Source organism: Kitasatospora sp. NPDC101447, from assembly GCF_044767225.1.
Classification (GTDB): domain Bacteria; phylum Actinomycetota; class Actinomycetes; order Streptomycetales; family Streptomycetaceae; genus Kitasatospora.
Genome location: NZ_JBIWNL010000001.1, coordinates 53,201 through 74,410 on the forward strand (window position 1 = coordinate 53,201; position 21,210 = coordinate 74,410).

Below are 21,210 nucleotides of genomic sequence, written 5' to 3' on the forward strand. Positions count from 1 at the left end.
GGGGGGGGGGGGCGGGGGGGCCGCCCGCCCCCCCCCCCCCGCCCCCCCCCCCCCCGCCGGGGGCCGGGGGGCGCCCGGGGCCCCGGCGCGGGGCCCCCCCCCCCCGCGGGCCGGGGGGCGCCCTTCCGCGTTACGCGGGGCGCCGGAACGCGTAGTTGAACTCGGCGCTGCCGAAGTGCCCCATCATCCGGAGCCAGAGCGGCATCATCATCTCCGTCGCCCGGGCGGCCGAGATGTCCCCGAGGTCGATGATCCACTCGGCCGGCCAGCCGAAGCCGCCGAGCAGCGCGACGGCCTCGGCCTTGGCCGCCGCGTCGTTGCCGGCGATGAAGAGGTTGTGCTCGCCGCTCAGCCGGCCCGGCTCCACCATCAGCTCGCAGTTGACGGTGTTGAGCGCCTTCACCACCCGGGCCTCGGGGAACTCGCGCTGGATCTGCTCGCCGACGCTGTCGGTGCTCACCGGGTCGAGCGTCACATGGCCCTCCGGGCCGAACACCAGCGGGTTGGAGACGTCGATCAGCAGCTTGCCCGCGAGGTGCTCCGCCCCGGCGGCCCGCAGCGCCGCGAGGGAGACCGTCCCGCCGGTGGCGTTCAGCACCACCTCGCCGAAGGCGGCGACCTCGGCGAAGGTCCCGCACCCGCCGCCGGGGCCGGCCTGCGCGGCCCAGGCCAGCCCCTTCTCGTTGTCCTTGCTGCGGGAGCCCAGCGTCACCTCGTGGCCGAGCGACACCAGCTTGCTCCCCAGGGTCTGCCCGACCATGCCGCTGCCGATGATTCCGATGCGCACTGTTTCCCCGTCTCGTCGGATGGCGGCGCGTTCCTGCCGAACGTGCCGGCGACGACCATAGTTGACCGAGGGTCAGTACCGGCGGAGCGTCCGGAACGCCGGTCAGGTGTTCCCCTCGATGCCGAACATCGCGACCACGGCGACCAGCAGCGCCACCCCCGGGAGCAGCGTGACCAGCACCCGGCCCCGGGGGACCAGGTACCCGACCGGCCACTGGAGCACGATCAGGGCGAGCAGCGCGAACAACCCGTAGTCCGCCACGGCCAGATGGGCGCGGGTCGACGGGCAGGACGCCGGGCCGTCGCAGGAGTCGGTCATCATCTCGGCGAGACCGCGGAGGACCCCCGCCGGGGGCAGCAGCATCAGGTACACCGCGGTGGAGTTCGTCACGGCGTTCCACCACTGCCCGCGGGCGGAGCCGGTCGCGCGGCCGGAGGTGCGGGGGAGTTCGCTCATGCGGCCCATGCTGCCGTCCGGTCCGGGCCGTCGGGCAGCGCCGGAGTACTCAGTGCGCCTGGGTGCGCGTACTCAGGTGCGGGGCTCGCCGAACCAGGTGCGCAGCGCCAGGGTGAGGCCGTCCGGGTCCGCCCCGCCGACCTCGCAGGCCCAGGCCACGTAGCCGTCCGGGCGCAGCAGCAGGGCGCCGGCCGGGGGCTCCGCGCAGTCGGCCGCGATGCCGTCGACCCGGTCCTTCCAGCCCGCCGCCTGCCCGGCGACCTCCCCGCCGGTGAGGTCGAGCAGCAACGGGCGGCCGCTGCGGGTGAGTTCGGCGATCCGGGACGGCCCGGCGGCGGTGCTGAGGGCGAGGTCGGGGACGAAGCGTCCGGCGAGCGGGTGCGGGCAGTCCGTGTCGTAGCGGATGTCGCTGCCGGCCATCAGCGCGGCGATCCGCCCGAGGTTGTCCTCGTGCGCCAGCAGCTCGCCGAACAGGGCGCGCACCGCCGTGGTCCCCGGGCCGGGGGACATCAGCGCCATCTGGACCTGGGAGTGCATGAAGACCCGTTCGCCGACCGGGTGCCGCTCGCGGTGGTAGCTGTCCAGCAGGCCGGGCGGGGCCCAGCCCCGCAGGTCGGCGGCGAGCTTCCAGCCCAGGTTGGCGGCGTCCTGCAGGCCGAGGTTGAGGCCCGGGCCGCCGGTCGCGGCGTGCACGTGCGCGGCGTCGCCGACCAGCAGGACGCGGCCCTGCCGGTAGCGCTCGGCGAGCCGGGTGTTGTGGCCGACCTGGCGGCGCGGGGTGAACGGGCCGGGCGTACGGGCCGGGGCGAGCGCGAGGTCGGCGCCGGTGACGCGGCGGACGCTGGCGCGCAGCTCGTCCAGGGTGAGCGGGCTCGACTCGTCCGCCGGCGGGCCGCCCCACTCCAGGGTGGCGACCATGGTGGCGTCCGGGCCGAAGGGGGCGAGGACGAGGACGCCGTGCTCGGTGCGGGTGTGGGTGAACGGGCGGACCGGGGTGGCGAATCCGGGCAGCAGGAACTCGCCGGTGCCGGTGGTGCGCACGTCCCCGGGGAGCAGGACGTGGGCGATGCGCGAGACCGGGTCGGGCGAGGTGACCCCGGGGAAGCCGATCCCGGCCAGCTTGCGGACGGTGCTGCGCCCGCCGTCGGCGCCGACCAGGTAGCGGGCCCGCAGCTGCCCGGAGCCGTCCGGACCCCGGTAGTCGACGGTCACGCCGGTGCCGTCCTGGGCGAGCCCGGTGACCTCGCAGCCGTGGCGCGCGGTGATGCCGAGTGAGCGGGCGCGCTCCTCCAGGACCTCCTCGATCCGGTGCTGCGGCACCGGCAGGGCGTGCAGCGGGTTGTCGTCGAGCCGGTGCAGCTCCAGCGGGAAGGCGCCGAACACGAAACGGGGCACGGGCTGCGGTGCGCCGGGGCCGCCGAGCGGCTCGTACAGGCCCCGGTGGTCGAGCAGGCGGATCACCTGGCCGACCAGGCCGTTGGCCTTCTGGACCGGGGAGCGTTCGGGCAGCCGCTCCAGCACCACCGGCCGGATCCCGGCCAGTGCCAGTTCGCAGGCCAGCATCAGCCCGTTCGGGCCGGCGCCGACGACGGCGACGTCGTGGATCATCTCAAGTCCCCCTCGGACAGGACGGTTTCATCGGGCCGACGGATCGGGCAGCCCGGCCGCCAGCAGCTGCAGCGCCGTTGTGAACAGCGGCTGGAACGGCACCGGCGGATCGGCGTTCAGGTACTGGTCGTTGGCGGCCTTGACCGCGGCCATGGCGGTCGCGGCGACCAGCTTCGGGTAGAGGTCCCGGGCCGCGTCCGTCCCGGTCCTGGCGGCCACCGCGGCGGCGAGCCCGGCCTCCGCCTCCGCCCCGCCGCGCCACAGTTCGGCCTGGAGCACCGGCTCGCGCAGCAGCAGCCGCACCGCGGCGGTCCACTGCGGATCCGGTTGCTCGACCACGGGCCCGAACGGTTCGAGCAGGGCGTGGGTCAGCGCCTCCCACAGCGGCTCGGCGGCGGGTCGTTCCCGCAGCGCCGCCGCGGCCTTCCGGACGCGCTCCTGGTGGCGGGAGACGATCGCCTCGGCCTTGCTGGAGAAGTAGTTGTTGTACGTGCGCGGGGACACGCCGGCCGCGGCCGCGATGTCCTCCACCCGGACGTTCTCCAGCCCCTGCTCCACGGCCAGGCGCAGCGCCGCCCAGCTCAGTGCCTCCCGCGTGGCGGCCTTCTTCCGTTCCCGCAAGCCGGGCTGATCCGTCGTCATGGCCCTCACTGTGGTGCAAAAGATGCGTGGCGCGCAAGAGTGCGCGGCACGCAACTTTTGGCCCGCGTCGGAGGAGGGGCGGCCCGCGGGAGTCTCGGCGCGTCGCCCACTGCCCCCATCTGGTCACTGATAGTAGTTGCCTGGTTGCGGAGCGATCCGCCACGCACAGCCCACTCCCGCGCGGCCGACCAGGCGGGACGACTCGACACGAGGAGCGGTCATGGGTGGCAGGCAGCGTCCGCCGAGAGCGCGGAACCCCCGCCAGAGCAGGCCCGCCGGGGCGGGCCGCCGGGCGGACTCCCGGGTGGGGCTCGCCCGCATCGAGGGCTTCCTGGCCTGGGAGGCGGAGGTCGCGGCGGCCGAGCGGGACGCCCGCGCCTTCGCCGGACAGTTCCCCTGGCTCCCGGCCGCGGAACGGGAGAGCCTCGAACAGGCCTACACCGCCGACCGGCTGCGCTACGCCGAGGAGGTCGTGGACCGCGCGGTCGAACGCTGCCGCCGGCTGGCCGCCCGCTACCGCAGCGAATGCCGCCGGATCTGCACCCGCTGGGCGGCGCTCTGCCTCTCCGTCACCATCGCGGCGGCGCTGTTCGCCGTCGTCCCGGCGGCCCTGCGGGGCTGAGCCCGTCCGGTCCGCCCGTTCGGTCCGCACGACCGACACGCAGGACGAGGGCCCGCCGTGCCGTTTCCGGCGCGGCGGGCCCTCGTCGTGCCCGGGAGCGGATCAGTGGTGGCCGTGGCCGCTGGTGACCTCCTCGTGCTCCTCGGCGGTGGGCTTCGGGATCTGGCTGCCCCGGCCGTAGAAACCGCGGGACAGCTTCACCCGGGCGCGGGTCCACAGACCGGTCTTGCGGACCACCCCGTTCTCGTCCACCTCCGGCGGCAGGACCCCGGGCTGCGGCTGCTCGTGCGACGTGAGGGTGTAGAGCCGGCCCGGCGACAGCGGGTCGTGGATCTCGACGTACTCGCCGTGCTGGAGGCGCTTGATGACGCCGGTCTCCCGGCCGTGCAGCACCTTCTCCTTGTCCCGCCGCTGCAGGCCCAGGCACCAGCGCTTGACGATCACGAAGACGACGATCGGCACGACGAAGACGCCGATCCGCACCGCGTAGGTGATCGCGTTGATCGACAGGCGGAAGTGGGTGGCCAGCAGGTCGTTGCCGCCGCCGGCCAGCAGGACCAGGTAGAGGCCCATCCAGGCCGCGCCGAAGGCCGTGCGGACCGGGGCGTTGCGCGGCCGGTCGGCGATGTGGTGCTCGCCGCGGTCCCCGGCGGCCCAGGCCTCCACGAACGGGTAGGCCCAGATGGCCACCAGGACGAGCGGGAAGACCATCAGCGGGATGAACACCCCGAGGTTGAGGGTGTGGCCGCCCCAGACACTGACCTCCCAGCCGGGCATCACCCGGATCAGGCCCTCGGAGAAGCCCATGTACCAGTCCGGCTGGGCGTCGGTGGACACCTGGTCGGGCCGGTACGGGCCGTACGCCCAGATCGGGTTCACCGTGGCGATCGCCGACATGAACGAGACCACGCCGAAGACCAGGAAGAAGAAGCCGCCCGCCTTGGCCGTGTAGACCGGCAGCAGCGGCATGCCGACCACGTTGTCGTTGGTCCGGCCGGGCCCGGAGAACTGGGTGTGCTTGTGGTAGAAGACCAGGATCAGGTGCGCCGCGAGCAGGCCCACCATCACTCCCGGGATCAGCAGGACGTGGACGGTGAACAGCCGCGGGATGATGACGAAGCCCGGGAACTGGCCGCCGAAGATGAAGAACTGCAGATAGGTGCCGACGATGGGCACGGCCAGGATCGCGCCCTCCATGAACCGGATGCCGGTGCCGGAGAGCAGGTCGTCCGGCAGCGAGTAGCCCATGAAGCCGTCGAACATGCCGAGGAACAGCAGCATCGCGCCGAAGATCCAGTTGATCTCGCGCGGCTTGCGGAACGCGCCGGTGAAGAAGACGCGCATCATGTGCGTCAGCATCGCGGCGACGAAGACGATCGCCGACCAGTGGTGGATCTGGCGCATCAGCAGGCCGCCGCGGATGTCGAAGCTGATGTCGATCGTCGAGGCGTAGGCCTGGGACATCTCGATGCCCCTGAGCGGGACGTACGTCCCGTCGTAGATGACCTCGCCCATGCTCGGCTGGAAGAACATGGTCAGCCAGACGCCGGTGAGGATGATGATGACGAAGGTGTAGAGCGCGATCTCGCCCAGCATGAAGGACCAGTGGTCCGGGAAGATCTTGCGCAGGTTGGCCTTGGCCAGGGAGTAGATGCCGAGCCGGCCGTCGGTCCAGTCGGCCAGGGACTCGGCCGCGTTCGCGGGCTTGGCGCGGGTGCTGGTCACCGGTCCCGGCTGCGACTGCTGGTCGGCTCTCACGACGTGCTCCCCGGCGTCCTCGACGTGCCGGACCGGAGCCCCGTCGGCGGGAACGGCGGCCGGCGAAGTGTTGTGATCATGGGACCTCTCGATACGGGCCCGCCGGTCGGACCGGCGCGCGGACCTGCGCGGCCCGCTGGACCCGTTGCTCAGGGTGATGGAGCGCTTACTCTGTCATGCTGTCGGCAGGGGGCCGACTGTGCACGTCCATCGGCCCGTCCGGCCGTGCGTGTCGGTCCGGACGGGGGTTCCTGACGCCCGATCGGCTGGCCGCCGGTCGGTCCAACGGGTGCCGATGCTGCGGTCGGGTGCCACTGGAGCCGTTCGGCGCGCGCCGTGTCCGGGGGTCGCGCGGTCCGCGGCCTACGCTGCGCCAATGGTGGATCACCGTGAACTCTTCGAGGACGTCACCGAGGCCCTGGCCCGGGCCGGGTTCGACACCGCGCCGGGCGCCTCACCGCTGTGGATCGACCACCACCCCGAGGGCGTGGTGGTCGGCTGGACGCCGGGCGCGGAGCCGGACGGACCGCCCACCCGGGAGGCGCGCGCGGCGGTGAGCGGCGCGGCCGCGCTCGTGCTGCGCGAGCGCGGCTACCTGGTCGCCGAGACGGAGGCGGGCGACCTGCTGGTGCGCTGCGCCGAACCGGTGACGGTCCCGGCCGAGCCGGAGCCGGTGCCCGAGCAGTGGTGGGGGTGACGGCCGGGCGGTGAACGCGCTGACGGCACCGAGGGCGTTGACCGTGCCGCCGGTACTGACCGAGTCGGCCCGCCGACCTGCCGCGTCGGGAAGCGCATGGAGGTTCCCATACCGAACCCTTACCTGAAGCGGGGGTGCAGTTGACCTGCGCGCCTCTAAGGTTTGCCTAAGCTAAGCCGCAACGCCCCGGACCGCCGTGTCCGGGGCGTTCGGCCGTGCCGCCCCACCGCCACCGCGGCGGGGCGAGGACAGGTGACGGCCCGGCACGGCCCGGGGGAGGAGCCCGCTGCATGTGGGATGAGGCGTTTCCCAGCTTCCTGATCGGGCTGCGCGAGGGACTGGAAGCCGGACTGATCGTGTCGATCCTGGTCGCCACGCTGGTCCGGGCCGGTCAGAAGGGACGTCTGCCCCAGGTGTGGACGGGCGTCGCGGCGGCCCTGGCGCTCAGTCTGAGCTTCGGCGCCGTGCTCACCTTCACCGCCGCCAACCTCTCCGGCCGCGCCCAGGAGGCGTTCGGCGGGGTGCTCAGCCTCGTCGCGGTCGGCTTCGTCACCGCCATGGTGTTCTGGATGCGCCGCTCGGCCCGCACCCTCTCCACCGAGCTGAAGGAGAAGGTCAGGGCCTCGCTGGCGATGGGCGCCGGCGCGCTGGTCCTCACCAGCTTCCTCACGGTCGCCCGCGAGGGCCTGGAGACCTCGCTCTTCCTGTGGACCAACGTGCGCACCGCCGGGGAGTCCACCGGCCCGCTGATCGGCGCGGCCGTCGGCCTGCTGCTCTCCACCGGGCTGTGCTGGGGCCTGTACCGGCGGGCGCTGACGATGAACCTCACCCGGTTCTTCACCGTCACCGGCGCCGGTCTGATCGTCGTCGCGGCGGGCGTGCTCGGCTACGGCCTGCGCGACCTCCAGGAGTCCGGCCTGGTCGGCGGGCGCGGCACGTACGCCTTCGACCTGAGCGGGCACCTGGACGCCGCGTCCTGGTACGCCACGCTCGTCCAGGGCACGCTCAACCTGACCGTCACCATGACGGTCCTGCAGGTCGTCGGCTACGTCGCGTACCTGGGCATCGTGATGACGATGTTCATCGAGGGCGTCCGGGGCGGTGCGGCCACGCCGGCCGCGGCACCGGCAGCGACGCCGACAGCGACGCCGGCCACGGGTTCCGCTGCCGGTTCCGCGGCGGCCGTGCCCGCCGAGGACGCCGCGCCCGTCGAGGACGCCGCGCCCGTCGAGGACGCGGCTCCCGTCGAAGGGAAGGCGGAGCCGGCCCGCGCCGGCCGTCCGCGCTGGGTGCTGCCGACCGCGCTGGTCGCCGTGCCGGTCGTGGTGGCCGGCGCCGTGATCGCGGTCAGCGACGGCAAGCCGGCCGGCTCCGCCACCGTCACCGTCTCCGAGCGGGACTGCGGCAAGGGCTTCGGCACCCCCCGCCCCGGCCAGCAGGTGTTCCAGATGCACAACGCCGGCGACAAGGTCTCCGAGGTGTACCTGGTGAACCCGGGCACCGGTGCCGTCTACGGCGAGGTCGAGGGCCTGGCCCCCGGCACCACCAGGGCCCTGACCGCCACCATCGGCGCGGGCGACTACGCCTGGCGCTGCGTGCCCACCGGCGGGAACGCCGTCACCTCCGCCGCCGTGCACATCAGCGGCGGCAGCGAGGTCAAGGCCGTCAAGCCGGTCGCCGAGGACGACCTCCAGGGCCCGCTCGACAGCTACCGGGGCTACGTCGACCAGGGCCTCGCGACCCTCATGACGCAGACCCAGAAGCTCCAGACCGACGTGCACTCCGGCGACCTCGCCGCCGCCAGGGCCGACTGGCTCACCGCGCACCTGCAGTACGCCTCGCTCGGCGCGGCCTACGGCACCTTCGCCGACCTCGACGGCAAGATCGACGGGCGCCCCGACGGCCTCCCTGACAAGTACCGGGACCCGGGCTTCACCGGCTTCCTGCGCCTGGAGTACGGCCTCTGGCACGGCCAGTCCGCCGCCGAGCTCACGCCCGTCGCCGACGAGCTGGCGCAGAACGTCGCCAAGCTGGTGCACGACTTCCCGGCGCAGGACTTCGACCCGGCCGACCTGCCGCTGCGCGCCCACGAGATCCTGGAGAACACCCTCCAGTTCGAGCTGACCGGCGACACCGACATGGGCAGCGGCACCAACCTGGCCACCGCCCAGGCCAACCTGGCGGGCACCCAGGAGCTGCTGACCCTGCTGCAGCCGCTGCTCGACGATCGGGACCCGCAGCTGCTGGTCCGGGTGAACGCCGGGATGAAGCGGGTCGGCGACCTCGTCGCCGCCGCCCGCACGCCCGAGGGCTGGACCCCGGTCGACCGGCTGCCCGCCGACACCCGCCGTCAACTCGACGGCGCCACCGGCCAGCTGCTCGAAGACCTCGCTCCGATCCCCGCCCTGCTCGAAATCCGGAAGGCCGCCTGATGACCGACGACACCGCAGCCGCCGGCTCCTGCCCGTACCCGCACACCACCGTCCGGGACGCCGCCGAGGGCGCTCCTCAGGCCACTGCTCGCGCCGATGCCCAGGTCGGGGCCCGGACCGGTGCCCAGGTCGGGGCCCAGGCCTCCGCCGGGGCCGTGTCGGAGAGCGGCTGTCCGGCCCGTCCGGCCCGGCGCAGCGTCGTCCGGGCCGCGCTGGGCGCGGGGGCCGGAGCGGCCGCGCTCGCCGGCGGCGCCCTCACGCTCGGGGCCGGCCCGGCCTCCGCCGGGGACACCCGGCAGTCGGCGAGCGGGGCCGTCCCGTTCCACGGCGCCCACCAGGCCGGGATCACCACCCCGGCCCCCGCCCACGCGGCCTTCGTCTCGTGCCAGGTGATCGCCCAGGACCGCAAGGGCCTCGAAGACCTCCTCCGGACCCTGACCGAGCGGATCCGCTTCCTCACCGCCGGGGGCACCCCGCCCGACCTCGGCGTCGGCGCGCCGCCCTCGGACAGCGGCATCCTCGGCCCGACCCTCCCCACCGACAACCTGACCGTCACGGTCGGTGTCGGGGCCTCCCTCTTCGACGACCGCTACGGGCTCGCCAAGGCCAAGCCGCTCAAGCTGACGCCGATGAAGACCTTCCCCAACGACAACCTGCAGGCCGCCGAACTGCACGGCGACCTCTCGCTGCAGATCTGCGCCGACCGCCAGGACACCGTGCTGCACGCGCTGCGCGACATCACCCGGCACACCCGGGGCGCGCTGCAGATCCTCTGGCGGATCGACGGCTTCCAGAACCAGTCCCGGCCGGACGGCGCCCAGCGCAACCTGCTCGGCTTCAAGGACGGCATCGTCAACCCCGACACCGGCTCGGCCCGGGAGACGGACCGGCTGATCTGGGTGAACGGCGCGACGGGCGAACCCGCCTGGGCCGCCGGCGGCAGCTACCAGGTGATCCGGATCATCCGGATGCTGATCGAGTTCTGGGACCGCGTCACCCTCACCGAGCAGGAGAAGATGTTCGGTCGCCGCCGCGACACCGGCGCTCCGCTCGACGGCCACCGGGAGACCGACGCACCGGACTACGCCAAGGACCCGGACGGCAAGGCGATCCCGCTCGACGCGCACATCCGCCTCGCCAATCCGCGCACCGCCGACACCGACGACTCGCGCATCCTGCGCCGCGGCTTCAACTACGACCGGGGCATCGACAAGGCGGGCAACCTGGACATGGGCCTGGTGTTCTGCTGCTACCAGCAGGACGTGGTGCGGCAGTTCGAGGCCACCCAGACCCGGCTCATCGGGGAGCCGCTGGTGGACTACATCTCACCGACCGGCGGGGGGTACTTCTTCGTCCTGCCCGGGGTGAAGGACGAGGCCGACTGGCTCGGGCGGGGACTGCTGACGTCCGTCTGGGTCTGACGTCCGGCCGGTTCCTGGGTCCGGGGGCCGGGCTCGGGGCGCACCGGGCCCGGCCCCGGCGTCGATCGGGGCCCGGCCTCCGGGCCCGTCAGCCGCCGAGCGTGAAGCCGATCACCGCGCCGCCGCCCTCGCGGTTGGCGGCGAAGGCGGTGCCGCCGTGCGAGCGGGCCACCTCGTGCACGATCGCCAGGCCCAGCCCCGAACCGGGCAGGCTGCGGGCGGCGGTGGCCCGGTAGAAGCGGTCGAAGACCCGGTCGAGGTCGGCCTCGTCGATGCCCGGGCCGCGGTCGCGCACCTCCACCCGCGGGCCGCGCACCACCACCTCGATCGGGCCCGCGCCGGCCGGGTCGAACTTGGCCGCGTTGTCCAGCAGATTGCCCACCGCGCGGGCCAGCGCGTCCGGGTGGGCGGTGACGACGGTGTCGTCCGCGTCCACCAGGATCTCCCGGTCGCTGCGCCGGCGGGCCTGGGCGGCGGCCCCGCGGACCACCTCGGCCAGCACCACCTCGGTCGGCGGCCCGTCCGACCTGCGCTCCGCGGCGAGCGCCACCAGCTCCTCCACCAGCTGGGTCAACTCCCGTGCCTCATCGGTCAGATCGGCCATCAGCGCAGCCTGCTCGGCGGGCGGCAGCCGGTCCAGGGCGGGCAGCACGGCGAGGTTGGTGCGCAGGCTGGTCAGCGGGGTGCGCAGCTCGTGTCCGGCGTCCTGGACGAGGCGGCGCTGGTTCTCCTTGGCGGTGGCGAGCCGGACCAGCATCCGGTCGAAGGCCCGGCCGAGCCGGCCCACCTCGTCCGATCCGGCGGCCGGCACCGGGACGTCCAGCCGCCCGCTCGCGGCGACCAGCTCGGCCGCCTCGGTGAGCCGCACCAGCCGGCTGGTGATCCGTCCGGAGAGCAGCCAGCCGGCTCCGCCCGCGATCACCGCGACGACCGCCACCAGGGCGGAGGTGCGGACCCGCAGGGCGGCCAGCAGCTGCTCGGTGGGGCCGACCTGCTGGATGATCTGGACGGCGCCGCGGTGGCCGCCGAGCGACACCACGCCCACCCGGAGGGTGTCCCCGTGCAGCCGGCGCAGCCCGGTCACGGTGCGGCCGGGCTCGTCGGTCCTGGCGAGTTCGAGATCCGTCGGCGTCGACGGCAGGTCGAGCCGGGCGGTGCCGGGGAGCAGCCGGGCGTCGGGGGCGAGCGCCTGCGAGGTCACCCGGATCGGGCGCAGCAGGTCGTCGCTCAGGCCGCTGGGGCCCGCGAAGTCGCCCGGGAAGAGGGTCTCCTGCGAGGCCTGCCGGGCGACGGAGTCGACGGCCGCGCCGAAGTCGGCCGTCTCGTCGTCCGTGATCAGCCGGGCGGCGGCATGGTAGCCGAGCGCGCCGATCAGGACCGCCACCAGGGCGGCGATCGCGGCGAAGGCGAGCGAGAGGGTGGTGCGCAGGCCCGGGCGCGGCAGGCGCGGGCGGCGCGGCGCCGGGCCGCTCACGGCTCGCGCAGCGTGTAGCCGACGCCGCGGACGGTGTGGATGAGCGGTGCCAGGCCGGGGCGGTCGAGCTTGCGGCGCAGGTAGCCGATGAAGACGGCGAGGTTCTTCGAACCGGGGCCGAAGTCGTAGCCCCAGATCCGCTCGTACAGGGTGGCCTGGTCGAGGACGGCGCCGGAGTGCCGGGCCAGCAGCTCCAGCAGGTCGAACTCGGTGCGGGACAGCTCCAGCTCCTCGCCGGCCCGCCAGGCCCGTCGGGCGGGCGGCTCGACCCGCAGGTCGGCGACGCTCAGGACCTCGGCGGTCGGGGCGTTCCGGTCGCGGCGCAGCAGGGCCCGCAGGCGGGCGAACAGCTCGTTCACGTCGAAGGGCTTGACCAGGTAGTCGTCGGCCCCGGCGTCCAGCCCGGCGATGCGGTCCGGGACCTCCACCCGGGCGGTGAGCATCAGCACCGGGGTGCGGTCGCCGGCGGCGCGCAGCCGGCGGCAGACCTCCAGGCCGTTCGGCTCGGGCATCATCACGTCGAGCACCAGGACGTCCGGGCGCTGTTCGGCGAGGACGGCCAGGGTCTGGGTGCCGTTCGCAGCGATCCGCACCCGGTAGCCCTCCAGCATCAGCGCGCGGACGAGCGAGTCGCGGATGGCCCGGTCGTCCTCGGCGATCAGCACGGTGTGGGTCATGACGGAGATTGTCCCTGGCGTGCTCACGGCGGATTCGCGCGGGTCGGAGGGGCGGTCGGGCGGGTGCGACCGGCCGCCTCTTCCGCGTGCTCATTCGTGGGCGTACGGTGGCCACACGGTGGCGTGCCGCCGGGTGGGCCGCCTGGTCAGTGTCGGCACGCCCTGCCGGAGGCCGCGATGGCAGACCGGATGGCCTTCTTCACCACCCCGCGCGCGGAGCGGGCGCGGCGGGACGCGCGGGAGCGGCTGGGGGACTGGCGGGAGGTGTACCGGCCGGGTGCGCTGCTGCCGGTGGTCGGCGGGCAGGCGGAGCGGTGCATGGACTGCGGGCTGCCGTTCTGCCACAACGCCTGCCCGCTGGGGAACCTGGTGCCGGAGTGGAACCAGCTGGTGGCGGCGGAGGACTGGCGGGCGGCCGCGGCCCGGCTGCTGGCGACCAACAACTTCCCGGAGTTCACCGGGCGGCTCTGCCCGGCCCCCTGCGAGAGCGCCTGCGTACTGGCGATCGACGGGGCCGCGGTGACCATCAAGAACGTCGAGCTGGCGATCGCCGACCGGGCCCTGGACGAGGGCTGGGACGGGCCGCACCCGCCCGAGCGGGTCGGCGGCCGGGGCGGCGGGCGGCGGGTCGCGGTGATCGGATCGGGCCCGGCCGGGCTGGCCGCCGCCCAGCAGCTGACCCGTGCCGGGCACGCCACCACGGTGTACGAGCGGGCCGACCGGCCGGGCGGGCTGCTGCGGTACGGCATCCCGCCGTTCCGGCTGGAGAAGCACCGGCTGGAGCGGCGGCTCGACCAGTTGCGGGCCGAGGGCACCACGTTCCGCACCGGGGTGTGGGTCGGCCGGGACGTGCCGGGCGAGGAACTGCGGGCCGAGTACGACGCGCTGGTCGTCGCGGTGGGTGCGACGGCCCGCCGGGAGCTTCCGGTGCCGGGGCGCGAACTGTCCGGGGTGCACCAGGCCATGGACTACCTGACCTGGGCGAACCGGGTGGACGAGGGCGACTGCGCGGCCTCGCCGCTCTCCGCCGAGGGCCGCCACGTGGTGATCGTCGGCGGCGGGGACACCGCGGCCGACTGCCTGGGCACGGCGCTGCGCCAGGGCGCCGCCTCGGTCACCCAGTTGGACATCAACCCGCGCCCGCCGGAGCGCCGGGCGCCCGGGCAGCCCTGGCCGGTCCATCCCAAGGTGTACCGGGAGACCACCTCGCACGAGGAGTCCGGCGCCGCCGCGGCCGGGCCCCGGGTCTTCGCGGCGGTCACCGTCCGCTTCGAAGCGGGCCCGGACGGCCGACTGGCCGCCGTCCGCCTGGCCGAGGCCGAGCCCGCCGACCGCAGCCCACTGGCCGGCACCGAGCGGATCCTGCCGGTGCAGCTGGCCCTGCTCGCCCTCGGCTTCACCGGGCCCGAGCCGGACCAGCGGCTGTTCGCCCAACTCGGCCTCGCCACCGGGCCGGAGGGCACCCTGACCAGGGACGACGGCTTCGGCACCACGGCGGAGGGCGTGTTCGTCGCCGGGGACGCCGGGCGCGGACAGTCGCTGATCGTCTGGGCCATCGCCGAGGGGCGGGCGGCCGCTGCGGCGGTGGACCGCTACCTGCGCGGGCGGACCGAACTCCCGGCGCCGATCGCGGCGTCGACCCGGCCGCTCACGGCGTGAGCGCGCCGCTGGGCCCCGCGGGCCCGGGGCGTCGGTGTCGGGAGGTGGGTCCCCGGCGGTCGGAGGGCGAGGGGTCTGCTTCATGCGCTGGGCTCCGCGGCCGGTTCGACGGCAGGTAGGGCGGCCGGTTCGAGGGCAGGTAGGGCGGCCTGTTCGGCGGTCGGCTGGGTGGCCGGTTCGGCTGACGGTGGCGCGGGGTGTGCGCGCTGGTCGTATCGCCAGAGCGCGGGGAGCGCGGCGGGCAGGAGCGCGGCACTGCCGAAGCAGAGCAGGCCGCCGGTCCGCAGCGCGGCCCGGATGCCCTGCCGGGCGGCGAGGCCGCCGGCCCGGAGGTCCCCCAGGGCCGGCCCGGCGGAACCGATCAGCATCTCCAACCCGGCGGCACGGCCCCGGAGTTCGTCCGGGACGGACTGGTTCCAGATCGCGCTGCGGAAGGTGTCGCCGATCCAGTGCGCGCCGCCCGCGACGACCAGGCAGAGCAGGACGACCCACAGGCCCGGGGCGAAGGCGGCGGCAGCCGTCGCCGCGCCGACCAGGACGGCGGAGAGCACGACCAGTCGGCCGTGCCGGTGCACCCGCTCCGTCCAGCCGCCGGTCGCCGCGGCGATCAGGCCGCCCACCGCACTGGCCGAGTAGAGCAGGCCGAGCGCCCAGGTGGCGTCCAGGTCCTCGGCCAGGAACGGGAACAGCGCGGTGGGCAGCGCGAAGACGGTGGCCGCGAGGTCGGCCAGGTAGGTGCCGATCAGGTCGGGCCGCCGGGCGGCGTACCGGGCGCCCTCGACGAACTCGCCCAGCCGGGGCTTCTCGGCGTCCCGCTCCGAGGGGACGGGACGGATCCGGGCGAGCAGGGCGATCGAGAGCAGGAAGGTTCCGAGGTCGACCAGGAAGGCGGCCGGGACGCCGGCCGTCGCGATCAGCAGACCGGCGGCGGCGGGGCCCACCACCCCGCCGACGCTCCAGCGCAGTGAGAGCAGTGCCCCCGCCGCCACCAGCTGATCGTGCGGCACCAGCCGCGGGATCATCGCCTCGACCGAGGGCTGCTGGATGCCCTGCAGCGCCGCCGCCAGCCCGGCGGCGACGTAGAGCGGCCAGACGGCGGGGGTGCCGAGCAGGGCGTTGGCCAGCAGCAGGGCGCTGAGCACGGCCAGTGCCACCTCGGAGACCAGGGCGACCGTGCGGCGGTCCGCCCGGTCGGCGAGGACGCCGCCGTAGAGGCCGAACAGGACGGTGGGCACGAGTTCCACCGCGCCGACCGCACCCACGGCCCACGGTGAGCCGGTGAGGTCGGCGATCTGCAGGGGGATCGCCGTCATGGTGAAGATCGAGCCGAACAGGGTGATCGTGCCGGAGGTCCAGGCCAGGCGGAAGTCCCGGGAGGACCGCCAGGGGGCGGTGTTCGGGAGCAGCCGGGACCGGAGGCGGTCGGGCGGGTCGGGCGAGCCGTGGGCGTCGGGTGTGCCGGGCGTGTCGGGGGCGTCGAGCGCATCGGGGGCGTCGGGGGCGTCGGGGGCGTCGGGGGCGGAGCTCATTCGGGGGTCGGTCCCTTCGTGGCCGTCGCCGCGACGGCCGTCCTTATCACTGATAAGTTCCAGCTCGGGAACTTATCGGCGATAAGGTGGGCCTGGCAAGCGATTAACCCGGGAGGGCGAACGGATGGCGCTGCAACGCGACGAGGTGGTGCGCACCGCGCTGCGCCTGCTCAACGAGGAGGGCATCGAAGGGCTGACCACCCGCCGGCTCGCCCGCGAACTCGGCGTCCAGTCACCGGCGCTGTACTGGCACTTCAAGAGCAAGCGGGAACTGCTCGACCTGATGGCCGAGGCGATGCTCGCCGAGGCGCTCCCGCCCGATCGCGAACCGGATCCGGAGCACTGGCCGGAGTGGATCGCCGCCGACGCCCGCGCCAAGCGCAACGCCCTGCTCGCCTACCGCGACGGCGCCCGGGTGCACGCCGGCACCCTGCCCACCGAGGAGGAACTCCCGGCCGTCGAGGTCCAGTTGAGCGCCCTCTGGCGGGCCGGGCTGCGCCCGCGTACGGCGCTGCGGCTGCTGCTGACCGTCGACCGGTACATCATGGGCTGGGTCACCGAGGAGCAGGCGTGGCGGCAGGACGCCGCGGACCGCGAGCGGCCGCCGTTCCCGGACGACGCGCTGCGTGAGCTGCCGCTGCTGCGCGAGGCGGTCGACGTGCTGCGGATGACCGACCACGACGCCGACTTCGAGTACGGGCTGCGCGTGATGATCGAGGGGTTCCGGGCCGAGATCGCCCGGGAGTCGGCGTCGCCGGCGTCGCCGGCGTCGCCGTCGGCACCCGAGGCACCCGAGGCACCCGAGGTGCCCGAGTCACCCGAGGCACCCGATTCGGTCGCGCCGGGGAGTGGGCTAGGTTGGCGTCATGACCACCCTTGATCCCCGCAGCACGGCCCTGGTCCTGATCGACCTGATGGACCGGATCGTCGCCAACCCGCTGGCACCGCGCCCCGGTTCGGACGTGGTGGCGGCCTCGTTGGAGCTCGCCCGGTCCTTCCGCGCCGCCGGTGCCCCGGTCGTCGCCGTCCGGGTCGAGCGGCCGAACGTCGCGGAACAGCCGCCCGGGAGCGAACTGCTCGCGGAGGTCGAGGCGGTGGCCGACGAGGTGGTGGTCAAGCGCACCATCGGCGCCTTCCAGGGCACCGGCCTGCACGAGCTGTTCCGGGAGCGGGGCGTGGAGACCCTGGTGTTCGCCGGGATCGCCACCAACCTCGGGGTGGAGTCGAGCGCCCGCGCGGCCGCCGACCACGGCTACGAGCTGGTGTTCGTCGAGGACGCGATGGCCGCGCTCACGGCGGAGGAGCACCGGGCATCGGTGGAACTGGACTTCCCGCGCCTCGGCGCAGTCGTGACGACGGGGGACCTCCGGCTGGGCTGAAGCCCGGCGGCGCCGCTCGTTGCGGAAGGCCGCTTCCCCGTGACCGCCGCTCTGCGACTGCTTCCCCGCGACCGCTGCTCCGCGACTGCGGTCCGGCTCCGCTTGACCTTGACACGGTGACAAGGCCTTCACTGTGGCCGAGGAGGTGGTCCGGATGACCATGTCGACGGAGAACACGACCACGGCCACGGCCACAGGCACGGCCACGGCGACGAGCACCGCCACGGCCACGGCCATGACCCCAGCCCTCCGGGCGCTGGAGCACGACGCCCCGTCGGTCCGGTTGCAGGCGGCGCTGGCGATCGGCACGACGCCCGACCCGGGGTCCGTGGGCAGGCTGATCGAGCGGTGCGCGGTCGAACCCGACTTCTCCGTGCGCGAGATGCTCACCTGGGCACTCACCCGCCACGCGGCGGGAACGACCGTCCCGGCGCTGCTCGACGAGGTCCGCTCGGAGCGTGCGCAGGCACGGAGCCAGGCCCTGCACACGCTCTCCAAGATCGGGGATCGGCGGGCGTGGCCGGCGATCACGCCGGCGCTGCTGTCCGACGCCGACGAGGAGGTCGCCCGCAGCGCCTGGCGGGCCGCGGTCGTCCTGGTGCCCGAAGGTGCGGAGCACGGGCTGGCCGTAGGGTTGGCCACGCAGCTCGGGCGCGGCGACCGCGCGACGCAGCTGAGCCTCAGTCGGGCGCTGATCGCGCTCGGGGAGGTGATGCTGCCGGTCCTCGGCGTCGCCGGGACGGATCCCGATCCCCTCGTGCGCGCGCACGCGATCGCCACGGAAGGGTTGTGGCGGGACCCGGACGCGGGATTCGAGTTCGCGATCGAGGAGGCGAAGCGCGTCGTCGCACTCGGCGGGGCCGACAAGGAGGGCCGGTAGGCAGTGTTGATCGGTGACGTCGCGCAGCGGTCCGGGGTCAGTGCCCGCATGCTCAGGCACTACGAATCGCTCGGCCTGGTGCGGCCGTCGGGTCGGACCGACTCCGGCTACCGGGAGTACTCCGAGGAGAACATCCGGCGGATCTTCCACATCGAGAGCCTGCGCTCACTGGGGCTGTCGCTGAGCGACGTCGGACGCGCCCTCGACGATCCCGGCTTCGCGCCCGCCGAGCTCGTCGACGACCTGATCCACCGGACGCTGGACCGCATCGCGGCGGAGACGGAGCTGCTCACCCGGCTGCGGCGGATCGGTGCCGCGGAGCCGGGCGGTTGGGAGGGCGTCCTCAGGATCGTCTCGCTCCTCCAGGGGCTGGAGTCGAACAACGCGGGGGCGCGGCAGCGCGCCGCGCTGTCCGCGGTCTCCGCCGTCGAGGAGACGTCCGTACCGGTGGAGGCCCTGGCCGAGGCGGTGCTGGGCGAGTCGGACCCGAACGTCGCGGGAGCCCTCCGCTGGGCCCTGGCGCAGTCGGGCGAGGATGCGGTCGCGCCGTTGGCGAAGGGGCTGGGCTCGCCCGAGGCGGCGGTGCGCGAACGTGCCGTCCGGTCCGTCGCCGAGCTCCCGACCGACGGGGCGACCGCGGTGCTGCGGGACGCCCTCGCGCACCCCGACGTCGTGGTCCGCGGGTACGCGGCCCTGGCGCTCGGCGAACGCGGAGTGGCCGACGCGGTCCCGACGCTGATCGACATGATCGTCGGGGCGAGGAATGACGCCGACGCGGCCGACGCGCTGAGCACCTTGGCGACTGACCCCGTGTCGGCGGACCGGATCGCCACCGGGCTCGTCGACCGCCTCGCCCTCGGCACCACCGGCACGCCGGCCCGCCGACGGCTGACCCAGGCGCTCGCGGATATTCCGGGCAGCACGGCGTCACGCGCCCTCGCGGGGCTGGCCCGGGACGACGACCGCGCCGTGGCGCTCACCGCCACCTACGTGCTCACCCTGCGCGACGACGCGCCGTAGCCGCGGTGCGCCGTAGCCGCGGTGCGGGGTGGCCGGGGAGTGGGCCAGCCGCGGAGTGGGGCAGGCGCGGTGGTACAGGGGCCGGAGACTACGCCGCCCGCGGGCTCACCAGCATGCGGATGTCGTCGGCGGCCCGCAGGACGAACCGCTCGATCGGGACCACCGGGTGGCCGGGCACGGGCCGGAAGCGGAAGCGCTTGAGCAGGACGGCCAGCAGCAACAGCGCCTCGACGGTGGCCAGTCCGGCCCCCTCGCAGCCGCGCGGGCCCAGGCCGAACGGGATCCAGGCCAGCCGGGGGCGGCCGGCCGACTCCTCCGGGGTGAAGCGCTCCGGCCGGAACCGTTCCGGCTCGGGCCAGTACGCGGGGTTCAGGTGGACGGCCCAGAACGGGTAGAAGACGACCGCCCCGGCGGGGATCAGGTACCCGCCGACGGTCAGGGGTCCGGCGGTCCGCCGGGCGCCGTACGGGCCGGGCGGGTAGCGGCGGAGCGATTCCCGGAGGACCATGCCGAGGTACGGCAGGTGCCGCAGGTCGGCGTGGTCCGGCGCCGCGCGGTCACCGAGCACGCGATCGAGCTCCTCGGTGACGCGCCCGGTCTCCTCCGGGTGCGCGCCGAGCAGGTGCAGGGTCCAGGAGACGGCCACGCCCGTGGTGTGGTGGGCCGCCAGCATCATCGCGAGGACGGTGTCTCGGATCCGCGCGGGGCGTTCGCCGGCCTCGACGAGGGCGCCGATCAGGTCGCTGCGGTCGCCGGGGCGGCCCGGACGGCGCGCCGCGATCACCCGGTCGACCGTCGCCCGCAGTCGGGCGAGCGCCTGTGCGGTCCGGTCGGCGCGGCGGTCCGCGGTCTGCTCCGGCGGGAGCAGGTAGAGACGCTCCAGGTAGTCGGTGAGCACCACTTCGAAGGCCTCGACCACGGCGTCCGGGTCCTCGACCTCACCGCCCAGGGCGTATCCGCAGATCATCCGGAGGGAGAGCCCGGTGAGTTCCCGTTGGAGTTCGACGGGCCCGCCGGAGGGCAGGGCGGCCCAGCGGTCGGCGAGTCCGGTCGCCAGGGCCGCGAAACGGGCGAAGTGCCGTTCGTGCGAGGGCCGTCCGGCCAGGACCGTGAGCAGCAGCCGGCGCCACGGGGTGTGCTCCTCGGCCGGGAGCACCTGGAGGTTTCCCGCCTCGAACAACGGGTCCAGGAAGGAGAAGAGCCGCTCCGGCCGCTCGTCGAGGTGTGCCGTGGCCTCCAGCAGTACCGGGTCGGCGATCGACACGGCCGTCCCGGCACCGGGCAGCTGGAAGCGCGCGACCGGTCCGAACTCGGCGTGCAGCCACAGCTGGTAGGCGTGCAGCCCGCCAGCCCGCGCGATGGCGCCCACCCCGCCGTCCGGCCGGGGTTCGGGACCGGGGATCTTCATCGGACCTCCTCGTGACGACCCGTCGGATTCTGCCCGCCACCGCGCGCCACTGCTGCGGACACCGGGGCGGCGTTCCGGGCGCGTCACCCGCAGGGGTGGTCCGGCGCGATGCGCCGGACGCGGTCCGGCCGGCGGCCTACGCTGGGACGCGCCGGAACCACCACCCGGATGCTTCAGAAGGAGTCCCGTGCCGCCCTGCGACCCCGCACACGCTCCCGTAGGCGATGTGAGTGCAGCACTGCTGGTGATCGACTCCCGGCTCAGAGCCGTCTACGACGGGAAGAGCGGGACCGACCCGGAACGGCAGCGGATGGTCGACGAGATCGTCGCGTCCTTCGGCCCCACGGAGGCCGAGGAGCTGCTGGAAGGCGTCTGCACGCTCATCTACATGTACATGAAATGGCTGCGATCGGCGTTCGAGGAGCACGACGAGGACGCGGTCGACCACGTGGTGCCCAGCCTGGTGGCCACGATGCGGATGATGCCGAGGACCTTCCGTCCGGAGGTGGTCCCCACGATGGCCGCGCTGCTCATCGCGGCGGGGAGCGGCCTGAGTCCGACGCTGTGGCGCGCCCAGTACGGTCCCTGGACGGAGGCCGAGATGAACCCCCTGGAGGCCACCGCGGTCCTGCTCGCCGAGTACATCAACCGGATCTCCGGCAACGGCAACGACTTCGCCACCCGGCTGGTCGGCGACGCGCTGGCCGCGCTGGACCAGGACTGACCCGGTCGGTTCGCGCAGTCGCCGCCCCAGCAGCGAC

19 protein-coding genes are annotated in these 21,210 nt (G+C 74.4%); 10 read left to right on the forward strand and 9 right to left on the reverse strand.

Going from position 1 to position 21,210, the window contains the following annotated elements; translation table 11 throughout:
• Positions 1–130 precede the first annotated feature (130 nt).
• The 4 genes from ACIRST_RS00270 to ACIRST_RS00285 all read right to left on the reverse strand — a co-directional run bounded on the left by ACIRST_RS00270 (position 131) and on the right by ACIRST_RS00285 (position 3,493).
• A complete protein-coding gene (locus tag ACIRST_RS00270) occupies positions 131–787 on the reverse strand; it encodes an NADPH-dependent F420 reductase (RefSeq protein ID WP_402798672.1) in 657 nt (218 codons plus the stop codon).
• Between the two features lie 102 nt (positions 788–889).
• Positions 890–1,243, reverse strand: a complete 354-nt coding sequence (locus tag ACIRST_RS00275; RefSeq protein WP_350520318.1) for a hypothetical protein — start codon at positions 1,241–1,243, stop codon at positions 890–892.
• 72 nt (positions 1,244–1,315) lie between these two features.
• Complete coding sequence (locus ACIRST_RS00280) at positions 1,316–2,851, reverse strand: FAD-dependent monooxygenase (protein WP_402798673.1); 1,536 nt, start codon at positions 2,849–2,851, stop codon at positions 1,316–1,318.
• Between the two features lie 27 nt (positions 2,852–2,878).
• Entirely contained in the window at positions 2,879–3,493 is a 615-nt protein-coding gene (locus ACIRST_RS00285) for a TetR/AcrR family transcriptional regulator (RefSeq protein WP_350520316.1), read from the reverse strand.
• Between the two features lie 220 nt (positions 3,494–3,713).
• Between ACIRST_RS00285 and ACIRST_RS00290 the strand changes: the two genes are divergently transcribed.
• Complete coding sequence (locus ACIRST_RS00290) at positions 3,714–4,115, forward strand: cytochrome C oxidase subunit I (RefSeq protein ID WP_402798675.1); 402 nt, start codon at positions 3,714–3,716, stop codon at positions 4,113–4,115.
• Between the two features lie 102 nt (positions 4,116–4,217).
• Here the strand turns inward: ACIRST_RS00290 and ACIRST_RS00295 are convergent, their stop codons facing one another.
• Positions 4,218–5,873, reverse strand: coding sequence for a cytochrome bc complex cytochrome b subunit (locus ACIRST_RS00295; protein WP_402798677.1), 1,656 nt, complete (start codon positions 5,871–5,873; stop codon positions 4,218–4,220).
• A 376-nt stretch (positions 5,874–6,249) separates the two neighbouring features.
• Here ACIRST_RS00295 and ACIRST_RS00300 point away from each other — a divergent pair, with 376 nt between their 5' ends.
• The 3 genes from ACIRST_RS00300 to efeB all read left to right on the forward strand — a co-directional run bounded on the left by ACIRST_RS00300 (position 6,250) and on the right by efeB (position 10,423).
• Positions 6,250–6,570, forward strand: coding sequence for a hypothetical protein (locus ACIRST_RS00300; protein WP_350520314.1), 321 nt, complete (start codon positions 6,250–6,252; stop codon positions 6,568–6,570).
• 290 nt (positions 6,571–6,860) lie between these two features.
• Positions 6,861–9,002 (forward strand): iron uptake transporter permease EfeU, encoded by a 2,142-nt coding sequence (gene efeU / locus ACIRST_RS00305; RefSeq protein ID WP_402798680.1) that lies wholly within the window; start codon positions 6,861–6,863, stop codon positions 9,000–9,002.
• Positions 9,002–10,423 (forward strand): iron uptake transporter deferrochelatase/peroxidase subunit, encoded by a 1,422-nt coding sequence (efeB, locus tag ACIRST_RS00310; RefSeq protein ID WP_402798683.1) that lies wholly within the window; start codon positions 9,002–9,004, stop codon positions 10,421–10,423. The genes efeU and efeB overlap by 1 nt, the downstream gene beginning before the upstream one ends.
• An 88-nt stretch (positions 10,424–10,511) precedes the next feature.
• Here the strand turns inward: efeB and ACIRST_RS00315 are convergent, their stop codons facing one another.
• Positions 10,512–11,897, reverse strand: a complete 1,386-nt coding sequence (locus tag ACIRST_RS00315) for an ATP-binding protein (protein WP_350520311.1) — start codon at positions 11,895–11,897, stop codon at positions 10,512–10,514.
• Positions 11,894–12,574 (reverse strand): response regulator transcription factor, encoded by a 681-nt coding sequence (locus ACIRST_RS00320; protein ID WP_350520310.1) that lies wholly within the window; start codon positions 12,572–12,574, stop codon positions 11,894–11,896. Before ACIRST_RS00320 ends, ACIRST_RS00315 begins: the two co-directional genes overlap by 4 nt.
• A 177-nt stretch (positions 12,575–12,751) precedes the next feature.
• On the opposite strand from ACIRST_RS00320, the gene ACIRST_RS00325 reads away from it, so the two are divergent.
• Positions 12,752–14,233, forward strand: coding sequence for a glutamate synthase subunit beta (locus ACIRST_RS00325; protein ID WP_402798685.1), 1,482 nt, complete (start codon positions 12,752–12,754; stop codon positions 14,231–14,233).
• An 80-nt stretch (positions 14,234–14,313) separates the two neighbouring features.
• Here the strand turns inward: ACIRST_RS00325 and ACIRST_RS00330 are convergent, their stop codons facing one another.
• On the reverse strand, positions 14,314–15,762 hold the full coding sequence (locus tag ACIRST_RS00330; protein ID WP_402798687.1) for an MFS transporter: 1,449 nt from the start codon (positions 15,760–15,762) through the stop codon (positions 14,314–14,316).
• 124 nt (positions 15,763–15,886) lie between these two features.
• On the opposite strand from ACIRST_RS00330, the gene ACIRST_RS00335 reads away from it, so the two are divergent.
• The 4 genes from ACIRST_RS00335 to ACIRST_RS00350 all read left to right on the forward strand — a co-directional run bounded on the left by ACIRST_RS00335 (position 15,887) and on the right by ACIRST_RS00350 (position 19,041).
• The gene (locus ACIRST_RS00335; protein WP_402798688.1) at positions 15,887–16,642 is read left to right on the forward strand and encodes a TetR/AcrR family transcriptional regulator C-terminal domain-containing protein; all 756 of its coding nucleotides are present in this window, start codon (positions 15,887–15,889) and stop codon (positions 16,640–16,642) included.
• Positions 16,629–17,141: an isochorismatase family protein gene (locus tag ACIRST_RS00340; protein WP_350520306.1), complete on the forward strand. Its 513-nt coding sequence runs from the start codon at positions 16,629–16,631 to the stop codon at positions 17,139–17,141. Before ACIRST_RS00335 ends, ACIRST_RS00340 begins: the two co-directional genes overlap by 14 nt.
• Positions 17,142–17,376: 235 nt before the next feature.
• Positions 17,377–18,021, forward strand: a complete 645-nt coding sequence (locus ACIRST_RS00345) for a HEAT repeat domain-containing protein (RefSeq protein WP_350520350.1) — start codon at positions 17,377–17,379, stop codon at positions 18,019–18,021.
• A gap of 3 nt (positions 18,022–18,024) precedes the next feature.
• Positions 18,025–19,041: a MerR family transcriptional regulator gene (locus ACIRST_RS00350; RefSeq protein ID WP_402798689.1), complete on the forward strand. Its 1,017-nt coding sequence runs from the start codon at positions 18,025–18,027 to the stop codon at positions 19,039–19,041.
• A gap of 88 nt (positions 19,042–19,129) precedes the next feature.
• Here the strand turns inward: ACIRST_RS00350 and ACIRST_RS00355 are convergent, their stop codons facing one another.
• Complete coding sequence (locus tag ACIRST_RS00355) at positions 19,130–20,449, reverse strand: cytochrome P450 (protein ID WP_402798691.1); 1,320 nt, start codon at positions 20,447–20,449, stop codon at positions 19,130–19,132.
• 226 nt (positions 20,450–20,675) lie between these two features.
• Between ACIRST_RS00355 and ACIRST_RS00360 the strand changes: the two genes are divergently transcribed.
• Entirely contained in the window at positions 20,676–21,173 is a 498-nt protein-coding gene (locus ACIRST_RS00360; protein ID WP_350520303.1) for a hypothetical protein, read from the forward strand.
• The last annotated feature ends 37 nt before the right edge of the window (positions 21,174–21,210 follow it).

What these genes read in the sequence shown, in the direction of transcription:
- ACIRST_RS00335 (WP_402798688.1), top strand. Translation starts at nt 15,887, where the DNA reads ATGGCGCTGCAACGCGACGAGGTGGTGCGCACCGCGCTGCGCCTGCTC.
- ACIRST_RS00320 (WP_350520310.1), bottom strand. Translation starts at nt 12,574, where the DNA reads ATGACCCACACCGTGCTGATCGCCGAGGACGACCGGGCCATCCGCGAC.
- ACIRST_RS00330 (WP_402798687.1), bottom strand. Translation starts at nt 15,762, where the DNA reads ATGAGCTCCGCCCCCGACGCCCCCGACGCCCCCGACGCCCCCGATGCG.
- ACIRST_RS00325 (WP_402798685.1), top strand. Translation starts at nt 12,752, where the DNA reads ATGGCAGACCGGATGGCCTTCTTCACCACCCCGCGCGCGGAGCGGGCG.
- efeB (WP_402798683.1), top strand. Translation starts at nt 9,002, where the DNA reads ATGACCGACGACACCGCAGCCGCCGGCTCCTGCCCGTACCCGCACACC.
- ACIRST_RS00345 (WP_350520350.1), top strand. Translation starts at nt 17,377, where the DNA reads ATGACCCCAGCCCTCCGGGCGCTGGAGCACGACGCCCCGTCGGTCCGG.
- ACIRST_RS00290 (WP_402798675.1), top strand. Translation starts at nt 3,714, where the DNA reads ATGGGTGGCAGGCAGCGTCCGCCGAGAGCGCGGAACCCCCGCCAGAGC.
- ACIRST_RS00275 (WP_350520318.1), bottom strand. Translation starts at nt 1,243, where the DNA reads ATGAGCGAACTCCCCCGCACCTCCGGCCGCGCGACCGGCTCCGCCCGC.
- ACIRST_RS00300 (WP_350520314.1), top strand. Translation starts at nt 6,250, where the DNA reads ATGGTGGATCACCGTGAACTCTTCGAGGACGTCACCGAGGCCCTGGCC.
- ACIRST_RS00285 (WP_350520316.1), bottom strand. Translation starts at nt 3,493, where the DNA reads ATGACGACGGATCAGCCCGGCTTGCGGGAACGGAAGAAGGCCGCCACG.
- ACIRST_RS00355 (WP_402798691.1), bottom strand. Translation starts at nt 20,449, where the DNA reads ATGAAGATCCCCGGTCCCGAACCCCGGCCGGACGGCGGGGTGGGCGCC.
- ACIRST_RS00280 (WP_402798673.1), bottom strand. Translation starts at nt 2,851, where the DNA reads ATGATCCACGACGTCGCCGTCGTCGGCGCCGGCCCGAACGGGCTGATG.
- efeU (WP_402798680.1), top strand. Translation starts at nt 6,861, where the DNA reads ATGTGGGATGAGGCGTTTCCCAGCTTCCTGATCGGGCTGCGCGAGGGA.
- ACIRST_RS00340 (WP_350520306.1), top strand. Translation starts at nt 16,629, where the DNA reads ATGACCACCCTTGATCCCCGCAGCACGGCCCTGGTCCTGATCGACCTG.